At 34.9% G+C, this 11591-nt stretch carries 12 protein-coding genes and 5 pseudogenes; 3 read left to right on the plus strand and 14 right to left on the minus strand.

The window, feature by feature from the left end:
* Positions 1-629, plus strand: a 629-nt coding sequence (locus tag TS1_RS11405) for a GntR family transcriptional regulator (RefSeq protein ID WP_068710625.1), incomplete at its 5' end; no start/stop codon positions are given.
* Positions 630-897: 268 nt separating this feature from the next.
* On the opposite strand, the pseudogene TS1_RS12855 reads toward TS1_RS11405, so the two are convergent.
* The 9 genes and pseudogenes from TS1_RS12855 to TS1_RS11440 form a co-directional block, all read right to left on the minus strand.
* Positions 898-1534: pseudogene (locus tag TS1_RS12855) on the minus strand (transposase); the annotation flags it as partial.
* A gap of 265 nt (positions 1535-1799) precedes the next feature.
* On the minus strand, positions 1800-2492 hold the full coding sequence (locus tag TS1_RS11410; protein ID WP_005225225.1) for a Crp/Fnr family transcriptional regulator: 693 nt from the start codon (positions 2490-2492) through the stop codon (positions 1800-1802).
* 16 nt (positions 2493-2508) lie between these two features.
* Positions 2509-3060 (minus strand): Dps family protein, encoded by a 552-nt coding sequence (locus tag TS1_RS11415; RefSeq protein ID WP_005237709.1) that lies wholly within the window; start codon positions 3058-3060, stop codon positions 2509-2511.
* 1 nt (position 3061) lies between these two features.
* A pseudogene (locus TS1_RS12745) lies at positions 3062-3145 on the minus strand (heavy-metal-associated domain-containing protein); the annotation flags it as partial.
* Positions 3142-3408 (minus strand): annotated as a pseudogene (locus tag TS1_RS11420) (HAD family hydrolase); the annotation flags it as partial. The pseudogenes TS1_RS12745 and TS1_RS11420, both read right to left, overlap by 4 nt.
* Positions 3404-3556 (minus strand): annotated as a pseudogene (locus tag TS1_RS11425) (PBECR4 domain-containing protein); the annotation flags it as partial. The pseudogenes TS1_RS11425 and TS1_RS11420, both read right to left, overlap by 5 nt.
* A gap of 312 nt (positions 3557-3868) precedes the next feature.
* Positions 3869-4420, minus strand: coding sequence for a tyrosine-type recombinase/integrase (locus TS1_RS11430; RefSeq protein ID WP_068710626.1), 552 nt, complete (start codon positions 4418-4420; stop codon positions 3869-3871).
* A gap of 239 nt (positions 4421-4659) precedes the next feature.
* Positions 4660-5277: a CadD family cadmium resistance transporter gene (locus TS1_RS11435; RefSeq protein WP_035020741.1), complete on the minus strand. Its 618-nt coding sequence runs from the start codon at positions 5275-5277 to the stop codon at positions 4660-4662.
* 16 nt (positions 5278-5293) lie between these two features.
* On the minus strand, positions 5294-5656 hold the full coding sequence (locus TS1_RS11440; protein WP_002300950.1) for an ArsR/SmtB family transcription factor: 363 nt from the start codon (positions 5654-5656) through the stop codon (positions 5294-5296).
* Positions 5657-5843: 187 nt separating this feature from the next.
* Between TS1_RS11440 and TS1_RS11445 the strand changes: the two genes are divergently transcribed.
* A complete protein-coding gene (locus tag TS1_RS11445) occupies positions 5844-6206 on the plus strand; it encodes a type II toxin-antitoxin system RelE/ParE family toxin (protein WP_035020746.1) in 363 nt (120 codons plus the stop codon).
* 5 nt (positions 6207-6211) lie between these two features.
* The gene (locus TS1_RS11450) at positions 6212-6487 is read left to right on the plus strand and encodes a helix-turn-helix transcriptional regulator (RefSeq protein ID WP_051923348.1); all 276 of its coding nucleotides are present in this window, start codon (positions 6212-6214) and stop codon (positions 6485-6487) included.
* A gap of 187 nt (positions 6488-6674) precedes the next feature.
* Here TS1_RS11450 and TS1_RS11455 read toward each other — a convergent pair whose 3' ends face one another.
* From TS1_RS11455 to arsD (TS1_RS11470), 5 genes and pseudogenes are all read right to left on the minus strand, one after another.
* Entirely contained in the window at positions 6675-8342 is a 1668-nt protein-coding gene (locus tag TS1_RS11455) for an FAD-dependent oxidoreductase (RefSeq protein ID WP_068710627.1), read from the minus strand.
* Between the two features lie 69 nt (positions 8343-8411).
* Positions 8412-8702 (minus strand): annotated as a pseudogene (arsD, locus tag TS1_RS12750) (arsenite efflux transporter metallochaperone ArsD).
* A 7-nt stretch (positions 8703-8709) separates the two neighbouring features.
* Entirely contained in the window at positions 8710-9051 is a 342-nt protein-coding gene (locus tag TS1_RS11460; protein WP_068710628.1) for an ArsR/SmtB family transcription factor, read from the minus strand.
* A gap of 118 nt (positions 9052-9169) precedes the next feature.
* The gene (gene arsA, locus TS1_RS11465; protein WP_068710629.1) at positions 9170-10912 is read right to left on the minus strand and encodes an arsenical pump-driving ATPase; all 1743 of its coding nucleotides are present in this window, start codon (positions 10910-10912) and stop codon (positions 9170-9172) included.
* Positions 10913-10926: 14 nt separating this feature from the next.
* On the minus strand, positions 10927-11304 hold the full coding sequence (gene arsD, locus TS1_RS11470; RefSeq protein WP_083498310.1) for an arsenite efflux transporter metallochaperone ArsD: 378 nt from the start codon (positions 11302-11304) through the stop codon (positions 10927-10929).
* Positions 11305-11591: the final 287 nt, after the last annotated feature.

Consider the following 11591-nt stretch of genomic DNA (forward strand, 5'->3'; position numbering starts at 1 on the left):
AATTATTTAGGTATAATGTTTCTCGAAATACAATCCGAAAGGCAATTCGTCAGCTAAATAGTGAAGGATTAGTTTACAGTAAACTCGGTAGTGCCAATGTAGTCTTACAAAGGGTAGCTGTTGAGGATTTATTAATCGATTCTGGAAATATGGAGCGTGGATCAAAAATTCAAACAAAATCCAACGAAACTAAGGTACTTTCGTTGGATTTAATAATTGTTGATGCTACACTTGCAGCGAAATCAATGTTTCAAATAGGAACTACTTGTTATCACGTTATTCGTTTGCGTCTAATTAATGGTAAACCTGTAATGATAGATGATAGCTTTTTCAAATCAGAGGTAGTACCAAGATTGACAAAGAAGATTGCACAAGAATCAATTTACCGATACATTCAGTCTGTCACAAATCATAAGATTATTGGCTCACGTTTAGTCGATAGAGTAATTTTGGCGACTGATTTAGATAAAAATTACTTGGCCTTAAAGCAAGAAAACTGTATTGGACTAACTCAAAACTGGGCTTATTTAGATGACGGTCAAATATTTGAATATACAGAGATCCATTTTGCACCCGAACAATATGTTCGGACACGATTTATAGGGCAAAAAGTAGGATATATTCAATAAAACAAACTAACTCTTAAATAACAATGAAATGAAAGAAAAGACGAGAATCTTCCAGTACTTCGAGAATCTTGTCTTTTCTTGTTGAATATAAAAAACCGAAAATAGATATATTTTAAAGGCTCTTGTCAATAAATCTAATGGTAATAAGTCAAGTTGAAGATTGAAAATATTTTTATTGTGTAACCTGTTTTGAAGCGCACTTAACTAGCTCCGTCTAAAATCAAATTTTTTACAGGGGATTTCAAAGGTTTGCGTCAATAACAGAATGTTATTGACCTATTACTCTCCTTGGCAACGCGTAGAGTCGATGGTTACGTAGTAGCGTATCCACAAGACGCGTAACTTAAGACGATTGCTCGTTTGTGTTTATATTTGGGACCTCTTTACATTTGCTTTGATAAAAAACTTTATATTCAGGAAGATACTTTTTTATAGAGTTGGTAGCTTTAACTAAGTAGTATCCAAAATAGCGATTCCCTTGTTTTGTCAGAGGTGTATTTTATGACTGACAGTTACCAGATTGTTTGACTTTCGAATATAAGCCTGCATATTTTGCCAATTTTGTTTGATTTTCCAATCGTTCAATTTGACCGATTTCAACGATTAATTAAGTGGAGTACACCTTTCCAATACCTGGAACACCGGGCAAATATTGATATTCTCGAATGCCGACAAATAATTGCTTGATTGCTTTTCCAAGTCTTTGATGTTCTTTTCAAGCGCACGAATTTCACGTACAAGAACACTTAGAACGACATTGCTGGATTCTTGTGCAAGTCTACCTAACCGATAACTTATGGTAATTGCACGTTGAATGATTTTGCAATTTTTTCTGGATCTTTAAAGCAACCTTTTCCTTCTTCTTGTAGTAAGTCACAGAACGCCTCTAAGGCTTCTTTAGCTATAGTCGCTGCATCCGCAATATTTCCATAGTTACTGCAATTCCTTTTACGGTATCTTCACCCATGACAACCATTCTAAAAATTTTCGCTAACTCGTCCATTCCAGCTGGAAAAGAATCCCAAAAATCAATATCATAATTACCATTTTAGGCTTCTAAAACAAAACTACACCAAGAAAGGATATCACCATGGATCATTGTACTAAAAAATTGGGTTCTATGATAAATAGTGTTGGTGACCAATACTATTTGACACAGAACCATTTAACTTAACTTGATGCAAATAATAACTTATCTAAATCAAATATCTCAACATATTTTTGAGTATGCTGTTTAATTAAACCTCTCTCTTCCAATGATGAGAACTTACGACTTATTGTTTCTGGGGTTGTACCCAAGTACGAGGCTAGATCTTTTTTCGACATTGGTAAAGTCACATAAGTATGGTTTTCTTCATCTTCAACGTATTCTGATAGAAAATCAATAATACGAGACTCTACTTGCTCCATACCAACCTGCATCGTTTGCTTTTCTGATACCTGTAAACGTTTCGTAACATCTGATAGTATTCTTCTCATAATTTCTGGGTAAGCGCCTAAATAGTCATCCATATCCTTTTTATGAATTCTACATATGCTCACTTCTGATATTGCTTCAGCATAATTAGAATGGTAACTTTCAGTTTGAAAAATAGCCACTTCTCCCATAAAATCACCAGGATTTAATATGCGTACAGTTTGTTCACGACCAGATTCATTTAAGTTATAAACACGTACACGCCCATTATTTATAATATAAAGTGTGTCATCTTTATCACCATTTCCAAATAACAACGCATTCTTTGCATAATGTACTTCTTGCGCTGATTGCGCAATTAAACTCATTTGTTCTTCATTTAGGTGATTAAAAATCGGAACTAAACGTATACAATCTATATGACTATGGTGGTGATGGTGTGCCATACAGCTTTCCTCCTAATTAATCGTTATCTATATAGTCATCATCTTCTAACGCATCCTTGTTAACAAAGGCTTGAAGTTGCCAAATATTTATATCTAAGTAATCTTTATAACTAATTAGTAAATCTTCTAATGCATCATCTGCTTCTTCTTGTGCTAAACGCATTGCACGAACGGTAAATTCACGATTAGTCCTAAAATCTTCTACTAACTGTATGACCATTTCTTCAGCAGAATAATATTTTTCAGACGGATCTTCAGAAATTATTGTAAATTCCTGAAATTCAGTAGTTGTTGAAGCTGGCTTAAATCCTGAAGCTAGCAAACGTTCTGCAATCTTATCAAACCATGTCTCATTCTCATTGTATAAATTCTCAAAAACACTATGCAATGAATAGAAATTTGTGCCTTTTACATACCAATGATATTGATGTAATTTTACATGTAAGGTATGGATATTAGCAAGTATATGATCTGTGACAGCTACAGCATTAATCTTGGTATGATGAATGTGTTCTTTATATGCTTTTTCAGCAGCTAATTTTTCTTGTCTTTCATTTGCTGTTGTCATTTTATACACCTTCCTTTACTTTTGAACTAATAACTGAATATCCTAGGTTTTCAATAGCTCTTTCAATTGTACTCAAATTGACTTGTCCTCAGGTAACATATCGCCATGAGCCTCGGTTAATCCTAGCTCCTTTTTAACTAAATTAACTGTGCCTTGATTATCCCCTGATAATACAGTGAGATTTTTAACACCAAGTGATTTTAATTTTTGTAGGTCTTGTTTAACACCTGCTCGAACTTGGTCACGGATTCCCATTAAAATAATTAACTTACGATCAACTGCCGTTAATACAATTGAACTACCGGCTCTTTCTAATTTATCTAATTCTTTAAGAACATCATCAGATAAAATTAGTTGTCGAAAAAATAATCGCTACCGTTGAGACTTCTCCGACAAAGGATACTTTTTTATCTACAAAATGTTCTTGTAAGAGATGGGCAGCCTTATAAATCGCGTTTAACTGTCTGGTAATTTGGGTTGTCTCTTTTATAGACATGCGTTTGTATTCTTTTTTTGCCACGTGCGAAGAATGCTCCTTTTTCCCAATAAAAAAAGCTGTTCAAAAGAGCAGCCTTTTATACAGGTTTAGTTTTGGTGCTTGCCACCCGCCGGACCCTTACGTTCCGGATTTGTATCGAGTTTAGTTTTGGTGCTTGCCACCCGCCGGACCCTTATGTTCCGGATTTATATCAAGTTGACTATGAGCCTGCTCTCATTTGTATATATAATATACCAAAAAAAGGTTGATTTGTCCAATACTGTGGGTGATTATAACCGTCTTACTGTGCTTATCTATTATATAATACAATCAAAAACCTAACCGAAAATTTAATAACGTTTCACTGATTTCATCTTCATTAATTCCGATGTAGCGTTTGGTAATCTTCTCGCTGCTGTGACCAAAGATTTCCATTAAGGTGGCCACGTCTTTGGTTTTCTTGTAATAGTGGTAACCAAAGGTTTTTCGTAGGGTGTGGGTGCCGATATCGTCCCTTCCTAACAGCTTCGCGACCTTTTGAAACATCTGGTAGACCGTATTGACTTCTAAATGGCCGCCCTTAGTACTGGGAAACAAGTAAGCCTCCGGATCTAAGGGTGCGGTATAGCCGTGAATCAAGTCCTGTAAGCTGCTTAAGTATAAAATGCGTGTTTTCCCTGTCTTTTGCTCCACGATGCGCGGGTTTTTTGAGGTAATCACGTCTTTTTTCTTGAGTTTGACGATGTCGGACATGCGCAGACCGCTGTTAATTCCAATTAGAAACAAGAAAACGTCACGTTCCGCATTTTTATTCCGTCGCAGGCAAAATAAAAAATCATTAATCTCCTGTTGCAACCGTAGTGGCTGAACATTATAGCCCATGACAATCCCTCCTTTTTAGTCTGTTCGAATACATGATTATAGTTATTATAACACGAAATCGTGTGTTTAGGGAGAGTAAAAAAAAAGAACCCTATAGGGATAGGATTCTTGATACATGATTTTATGTAATTTCATGTATCGAATTATATTACTTAGATAATGCGCCAATCTGTTAGTACAAAAAAAAGACAACGAGTTTTAATCGCTGTCTTTTTTTGTACTAACAATCAAACTATTTATTAATTAAATAAACTCAATACAGTTTGAATCGTACCATTTTCGATCAATATATAAATTCCTAAACCAATAAACACGATAGGAACAATGATTCGTTCATATTTTTCTAACGTTTCGGAAACAAAGGAAATTTTGGCTAATTTATAACTGACACAGCAAAGAACCGCAACAGAGATAGCAAATACGATTAAAGTAATAACAATTTCGGAAACAGCTAGCGAAGTAAAGTAGGGAATATAAATCCCTAAATTATCGCCACCTGACGCAATGGTTATTAAGGCGACAGTCCAAAATAACCGACTGGTTCCTCTAGATTCTAACTTTTCAACGACTTCCTCTTCTTCTTCCTCCTCTTCGCCTATCACAGCGACACGGATACCTAAATAAATTGGAATTAATCCAAGAAATCCAATGATCCAATCTTGCGGAATAAAATTTAGCACATAAGCAGCAAACAAACTTACGGCTACCAAAATGCCTGTTCCAAGATATTGACCCCAAAAAATGTGACGAATACCTTTTTGTGTGTGACTTTGAGAAAAGATAATTAGCAAGATAAACAAATAATCAATGCTGGTAGAAATATAAACAGCGATAGCTGAAAAAATACTTTGTAACAAAATAACTTCCTCCAAACTAAGATTTCATAGATAGATTTTCTGATAACTTTAAAAAAACATGAATAGCGGAAAGGATGTCTTCATTCGCTAAAGAGTAATAAACTACTTTTCCATCTTGACGTGATTTTGCCATTCCATGTTTTTTTAAAAAACGTAAATGGTGTGACGTTGTAGCGACACTAGCATTAAGTATTTCTGCTAAATCACAGACACACATTTCCTTATAGGTTTCTAAAGCATAAAAAATTTTAATTCTAGAAGAATCGCTGAAACATTTCCCTAACACAAGTAAGTTTGAAAAATCTTTTTGATCCAATTTTTTTTTTATTACATTTACTTTTTCTTTATGTACGATAGTCACTTGGCAAACTTTTTCCATTCATCTCACCTCACATTCAAACGGTCGTTTGAATGTAGTATATCTATTTGATCACTCGTTTGTCAATCTACCTTAATTTCAATACACTATTATAAGCAATTTCATGTATTGAAAAGCAATTATAAAACTTGATGATATATCATTTTTGATATATTATAGAGGTATACAGAGAGTGATAGGAGTTTCTATGAAAAAATATGAAATAGAGTTCTATGAAGATAAGAAAGGCCAAAGTCAAATAGTGAATTGGATCAAAGAACTGGATAGTAACCCGACTAAAGAAAATAAATCCACCTTAAAAAAGCTCTATTATCAAATGGAACGTCTGGAATATGACGGCACTTTTATAGGTGAGCCTCTTGTTAAACAGATTGAGGGTAAAATTTGGGAATTACGCCCAGTTCCTAATCGCGTATTTTTTGCAACCTTAGAAGATAATGAATTAATTTTATTACACCAGTTTAGAAAAAAATCCCAAAAGACACCCAAAAGAGAAATTGAACAAGCTAAACGTGAATTAGCTGATTGGTTAGAACGCAAGAAAGGATGATTAGTATGAAATGGACAGATGTAAAGAAAGACATTAGCAGCATTTCTCAAGAAGATAAAAATCTGATTGAGTTGACTGCTTTATTAGCCAGTCTCCGTAGAGAAAAGAATATGACTCAAAAAGAATTAGCTGAAAAAGTACATGTTTCTCAGGCTCAAATAGCTCGTGTAGAAAACTTTTCTTATGCTCCTTCTCTAAAGACCATTACAAAAATTGCAGACGGTTTAAACTTAGAGCTGACATTTATAGACAAAACGACTAAAAAACTGGTAAAAAATTAAATTATACGATGAAGCTCTTTCGCTCTAAAATTAAAATAAGCTCTCTCAATACTCAAATAGGTAGCGCCCCCCAAAAGTTAGAGTGAAATCTAAACTTTTGGGGGGCGCTACCGTATTGGCTTCATTTATTTAAATCGTAAAAAAAAGATCAGACAGCAACTTTTGGCTGTCTGATTCTTTTTTTTATTTATTTTGATTTCGATTTTAACATTTTAAGATAACTTTGATAATTTTTATTCCCACCAGATAAATTATAAACTTTTTCAAATCCATAATTTAATAATATATTTTGAGATGCATTACCAGTTACACCTTTATTACAATAAGTGACCGTTGCTACATATTTGTCTAATTCTACATTTCTTTCTCTCAGTTCAGCCAAAGGAACATGAATTGCTCCTTTAACATGTGATTTGTCATAATCTTTTTTAGAACGTGTATCGATAATTTGTAATTTTTCACCACTATTTTGGCGACGTATTAATTCAGCTGGTGTTAACAATGGATTTCGTTTTAATGCATTATCCAATGCCATTCCCGTATAAAGAATGGGGTCTTTCGTTGTCGCAAATGGTGGTGCATAGGCTAAATCTAAATGGAATAAATCTTCCGATTTTGCTTTAAACGTAATAGCTGTTGCGATTACGTCAATTCGTTTGTCTACGCCACCTTGACCGATAGCTTGTGCACCTAAGATGCGACCGGTTTCTTTATCTGCTAATGCTTTGATAGTCAATTCTTTCCCACCTAAATACTCGGCGTGGTCTGGCTTGATATTATATAAGATTTCAACATCATAACCTTCTTTTTTCGCTTCTTTTTCTGTTAATCCTGTTTGACCGACATGTAGATCAAAGATTCTGAATATTCCTGTTCCTAAGACACCTCTGTGCTCTAAATCGCCACCGGTAATGACATCTCCAGCGATTCGACCCATTTTATTAGCCGTTGAGCCTAACGGACGGTAGATTGGCTTACCTGTAATAACGGAGAAGCTTTCTGCCACATCCCCAACCGCATAAACATCTGGAAGATTAGTTTGCATTTTTTTGTTGACCGCAATTGCTCTTGAAGCTCCCAGTTCTACGCCCATTTCTTTAGCTAATTCTGTATTTGGACGTACACCTGCTGATAAAATAACGATATCTGGTTCAATTGTAATGCCGTTTGTCGTGATAACTCTCTCTACTGACGTTTCTCCTTCAATCGTTTTTACCGTGTCGCTAAGGATTAAATTAACACCTTTTGCACGCATATGCTCTTCTACACGGAAAGTCATATCTGCGTCCATAGGAGGCATGACTTGATCTTCTAATTGAACGATTGTTACTTCTAATCCTTTATGGATTAATTGTTCTGTCATTTCTAAACCAATAAATCCAGCACCAATAATCAATGCTTTTTTAGGTTGTTTAGCTGAATAGGCTCCAATATCTCGTGCGTCTTGAATATTTCGAACTTGGAACACATTATCATACTCTTTTTGATTAAATGGAGGTGGAGTGAATGGAGAAGCCCCTGTAGCAAAAACCAATACATCGTAATTTTCTAGTTTCTTTTCTCCAGAAACAAGATCCGTCACTTCTAACTGTTTGTTGGCATGATCAACTTTTGTCACTTTATGCTCGGTGAAAACTGAAACATTGTATCTCTTTTTGAACCATGCTGCATTTCTCGGGGTTAAGGCACTTAATTCTTCAACTTCGCCACCAATTTGATAAGGAATCCCGCAAACAGAATAAGAAATATCTTTTCCTTGATCGTAAACGATAATTTCAGCTTCTTCTGTGTTTCTTCTAGCTTTAGCTGCTACAGAAGTACCTGCTGCAACGGATCCAATGACAATAATTTTCATATAGTTTTTTCTCCTCACTTATTGTTTAATAAAAGCTTGTTAGTAGAACGGATTTGCTCATTAAAGAACTCAAATCGTTATCAGCTGTAAACCTGTATAGTCCATAATTTCTTTGTTAGAAAGGTACGAACCTATTTTTATAACTTCGTCATTTACAACGGTTATAGGCAAAGAATTCATTCCTTTTTCCTGCAAAATTTCCGTAACCTTACTATTTCAAACAAAAGAATTAGGGTTAGCTGATAAGTTATAACGGACAGCTTGAATACCTTCTGCTTTTTTTAGTTCGTTCATGATCGAAGAAACTCGTATTAAGTCTTCATTTACTGAAGGACCGCATACTCCCGTACTACAACACATCGCTGGCTCATACAAAAAGAGTTTTTTCACTTAAAGCAGCTCCTTTTTGATCTGTTTCAGAACAAATACAACTAGTTTTTTTTGAAGTAAGTTGACTAGTATCGATCACCAATTGATTCATATTTTTTTCATTCAATGAATAATGGTGCCATGTTCCTTTTTTTTCTACGTTTACTAAACCTGCATTCACAAGAACTTTTATATGATGGGATAAAGTCGGTTGGGTAAAATCAAATTGCTCTAATATATCACAAGCGCATAGCTCACCACAAGAAATAATATCTAATATTTTTACTCGTTTAGGATCAGATAAAGCTTTCATTACGGCTGCATAAGACTCATAGTCCATAAACAAACTCCTTTCTTTTGTGCTCTTAATTTAAATATAGATGATGTCCTATCTATATGCAACAATTAAAAATACCCTCCTAAATAGACATATGTTATCTATTTAGGAAGGTATATTTTTAATTTAAAATACTTTCAATAACGGAACCTTTTACTTCGATGGGACTCCACTCTACTACTGCAAAATGATCATTAGATAGTTCCACTACTTTATTAATCCAAGTGACTTCGCTTTTAGTACGAGCTTTGAGCACTTCATTTGTTGTACCACTCGTTAGCATACTATTATTTATGACCCACCAAGTATGAGCGATCTTAGCACGATTTAAATCTTCTTGTAGGCGCATAGATTCATATACTGGTGTATTTTCAGGTAAAGTAACCATGACAACTTCGGTTTGTTCTGGATCTTGTAAGACTGGCAACAGTCTACGAACGGACTCAGGAACTTCACCAGAAGTTCGTTCCACTTCTTTAGCATAGCTTTGAGAGGAATCTAATAACAATAAAGTGTGTCCAGTTGGGGCGGTATCAATGACGACTACATCGCAATCAACTGTAGCGACAATCTCTGCAAATCGTCTGAAAACGGCAATTTCTTGAGTACAAGGCGAGCGTAAATCTTCTTCAACATAATCCAATTCCTCAGAAGACATTGTTTTACGGGCTGTAGCTAACACTTCTTCCTTATAATCCTGTAATTCTTTTTTCTCGTCGATATGGCTCATTTTAATTGAATCCGATTCTTTTATTACAAATCCCAAATGAGCAGCAGGATCTGTTGTTGCTAAATGAACTTTTTTTCCTTTGGCTGCCAATCCCGTTGCTAGTGTAGCAGCAATCGTAGTTTTACCAACGCCACCTTTACCCATAGTGAAAACAACTTTTTTATTTGTACGATCTAATTCATCTACAATGTGTTGTAATTTAGGGTAATCCATTACTTCTGGAGCTTCTACAACGGCATTTGTTTGATCTGATGTTAAAAGTAATCGTAAGTTTTCAACACCTGTTACGTTATATGAGCGTAATGGAACGATAAATTTTGAAAATTGTTTCAAATTATCAGGCATATTTTTTAACGTTAATTGTTGTTCATCATAAATCTTTTGAGAAACGCTATCTGTCGGTCTTTCTAATAATCCATTGATAATTAATTGTTGATTTAACACACCGATTTCTTTTAATTCTTCAGAAGCTCTATTCGCTTCTACCAGTGGTCCGTTTTGCGGACGTGTAACTAACATTAAGGTTGTTTTTGTACCCTCTGATAGTGTGTCTACTGCGTGTTCATACATTTCTTGCTTATCGCCAAGTCCGGATAGCTGACCCATACATGAAACACCAGTAGTGTTTTCATCCAAGAAGTTACTCCATGCAGAAGGCAGTTGCAGCATTCTTAATGTGTGTCCAGTTGGAGCAGTATCAAAAATGATGTGATCATATTGAGCTTCAACTTCTGGATTCGTTAAAAAGCCAGCAAACTCATTAAAAGACGCAATTTCAACGGTACAAGAACCTAATAATTGCTCTTCCATGTTGGCTACAGCTGAATCAGGCAAAACCCCTCTATACGGACCAACAACACTTTCCATATAGTCACGTGCAGCAGTAATTGGATCAAAGTTCGCTACGGTTAATCCCTTCACTTCTGGAATTTCTAAGCCGTTGTTTGTTAATTCTTTCTCAAAAACATCTTGTAAATTACTAGCAGGATCCGTACCCACTAACATAACATTTTTCCCACTATCCGCCAAAGAAACTGCGGTAGCACAAGCTGTAGATGTTTTTCCTACTCCGCCTTTACCAGTAAAGAAAAGATATTTTGTAAAGTTTAATTGTTCTGGTTGATAATTTTCCATCTTTTAAAATCCTCCTAACAACATCCTGAATTTGATCCACAACAGCCACCGTAACAGCCACCGTCATTCGAGCCCATTGGGACAAATCTGACTCCTGTAAAAGCTGTTATTTCTTCAATTGAAGGGTATTCTCCCACTTTAACTACTTCTCCATTTAATAATGTTGCTGGCAACGCATCAGCGCCCTTTTCTTGCAATAATTTACTCATTTGTTCGTTTTCTACAAATGTTTGAGGATCACTAGATAAATTGTATCTTTTAGCTTGAAACCCCTCTAATGTATCTAAAGCGTTCATAACTGAAGTAATTTGTAATAAGTCTTCATTTACAGATGGTCCACATACACCTGTGCTACAGCACATTGCTGGTTCAAATAATGCTAATTCTGTCATAATTTTTTTGCTCCTTTGTATAGAATTTATTTTGAAACTAATACATAGACAATTATCTATATATAATATAGAACTTTATCTATCTATAGTCAATAAAAAATAATTTTGAGTAATTGTACTAGCTTAAATTCCTGCCGCCATCTCTAAGAGTACCTCTGATTAGCAAAAAAATAACCTCAAAATATCAAGGTTCTGAATACATGATTCTATCTAATTTCATGTGTTACAACTTAATAGGAATTTAAATTTTATTATTAGATTTTTTAATCATTTACACGAAACCTGAA

Source organism: Tetragenococcus solitarius NBRC 100494, from assembly GCF_001544195.1.
GTDB lineage: Bacteria > Bacillota > Bacilli > Lactobacillales > Enterococcaceae > Tetragenococcus > Tetragenococcus solitarius.

Coding starts and splice junctions, on each gene's coding strand:
- TS1_RS11450 (WP_051923348.1), top strand. CDS start 6,212: ATGAAATGGACAGATGTAAAGAAAGACATTAGCAGCATTTCTCAAGAA.
- arsA (WP_068710629.1), bottom strand. CDS start 10,912: ATGGAAAATTATCAACCAGAACAATTAAACTTTACAAAATATCTTTTC.
- TS1_RS11430 (WP_068710626.1), bottom strand. CDS start 4,420: ATGGGCTATAATGTTCAGCCACTACGGTTGCAACAGGAGATTAATGAT.
- TS1_RS11415 (WP_005237709.1), bottom strand. CDS start 3,060: ATGACAACAGCAAATGAAAGACAAGAAAAATTAGCTGCTGAAAAAGCA.
- TS1_RS11460 (WP_068710628.1), bottom strand. CDS start 9,051: ATGGACTATGAGTCTTATGCAGCCGTAATGAAAGCTTTATCTGATCCT.
- TS1_RS11445 (WP_035020746.1), top strand. CDS start 5,844: ATGAAAAAATATGAAATAGAGTTCTATGAAGATAAGAAAGGCCAAAGT.
- arsD (WP_083498310.1), bottom strand. CDS start 11,304: ATGACAGAATTAGCATTATTTGAACCAGCAATGTGCTGTAGCACAGGT.
- TS1_RS11455 (WP_068710627.1), bottom strand. CDS start 8,342: ATGAAAATTATTGTCATTGGATCCGTTGCAGCAGGTACTTCTGTAGCA.
- TS1_RS11440 (WP_002300950.1), bottom strand. CDS start 5,656: ATGGAAAAAGTTTGCCAAGTGACTATCGTACATAAAGAAAAAGTAAAT.
- TS1_RS11410 (WP_005225225.1), bottom strand. CDS start 2,492: ATGGCACACCATCACCACCATAGTCATATAGATTGTATACGTTTAGTT.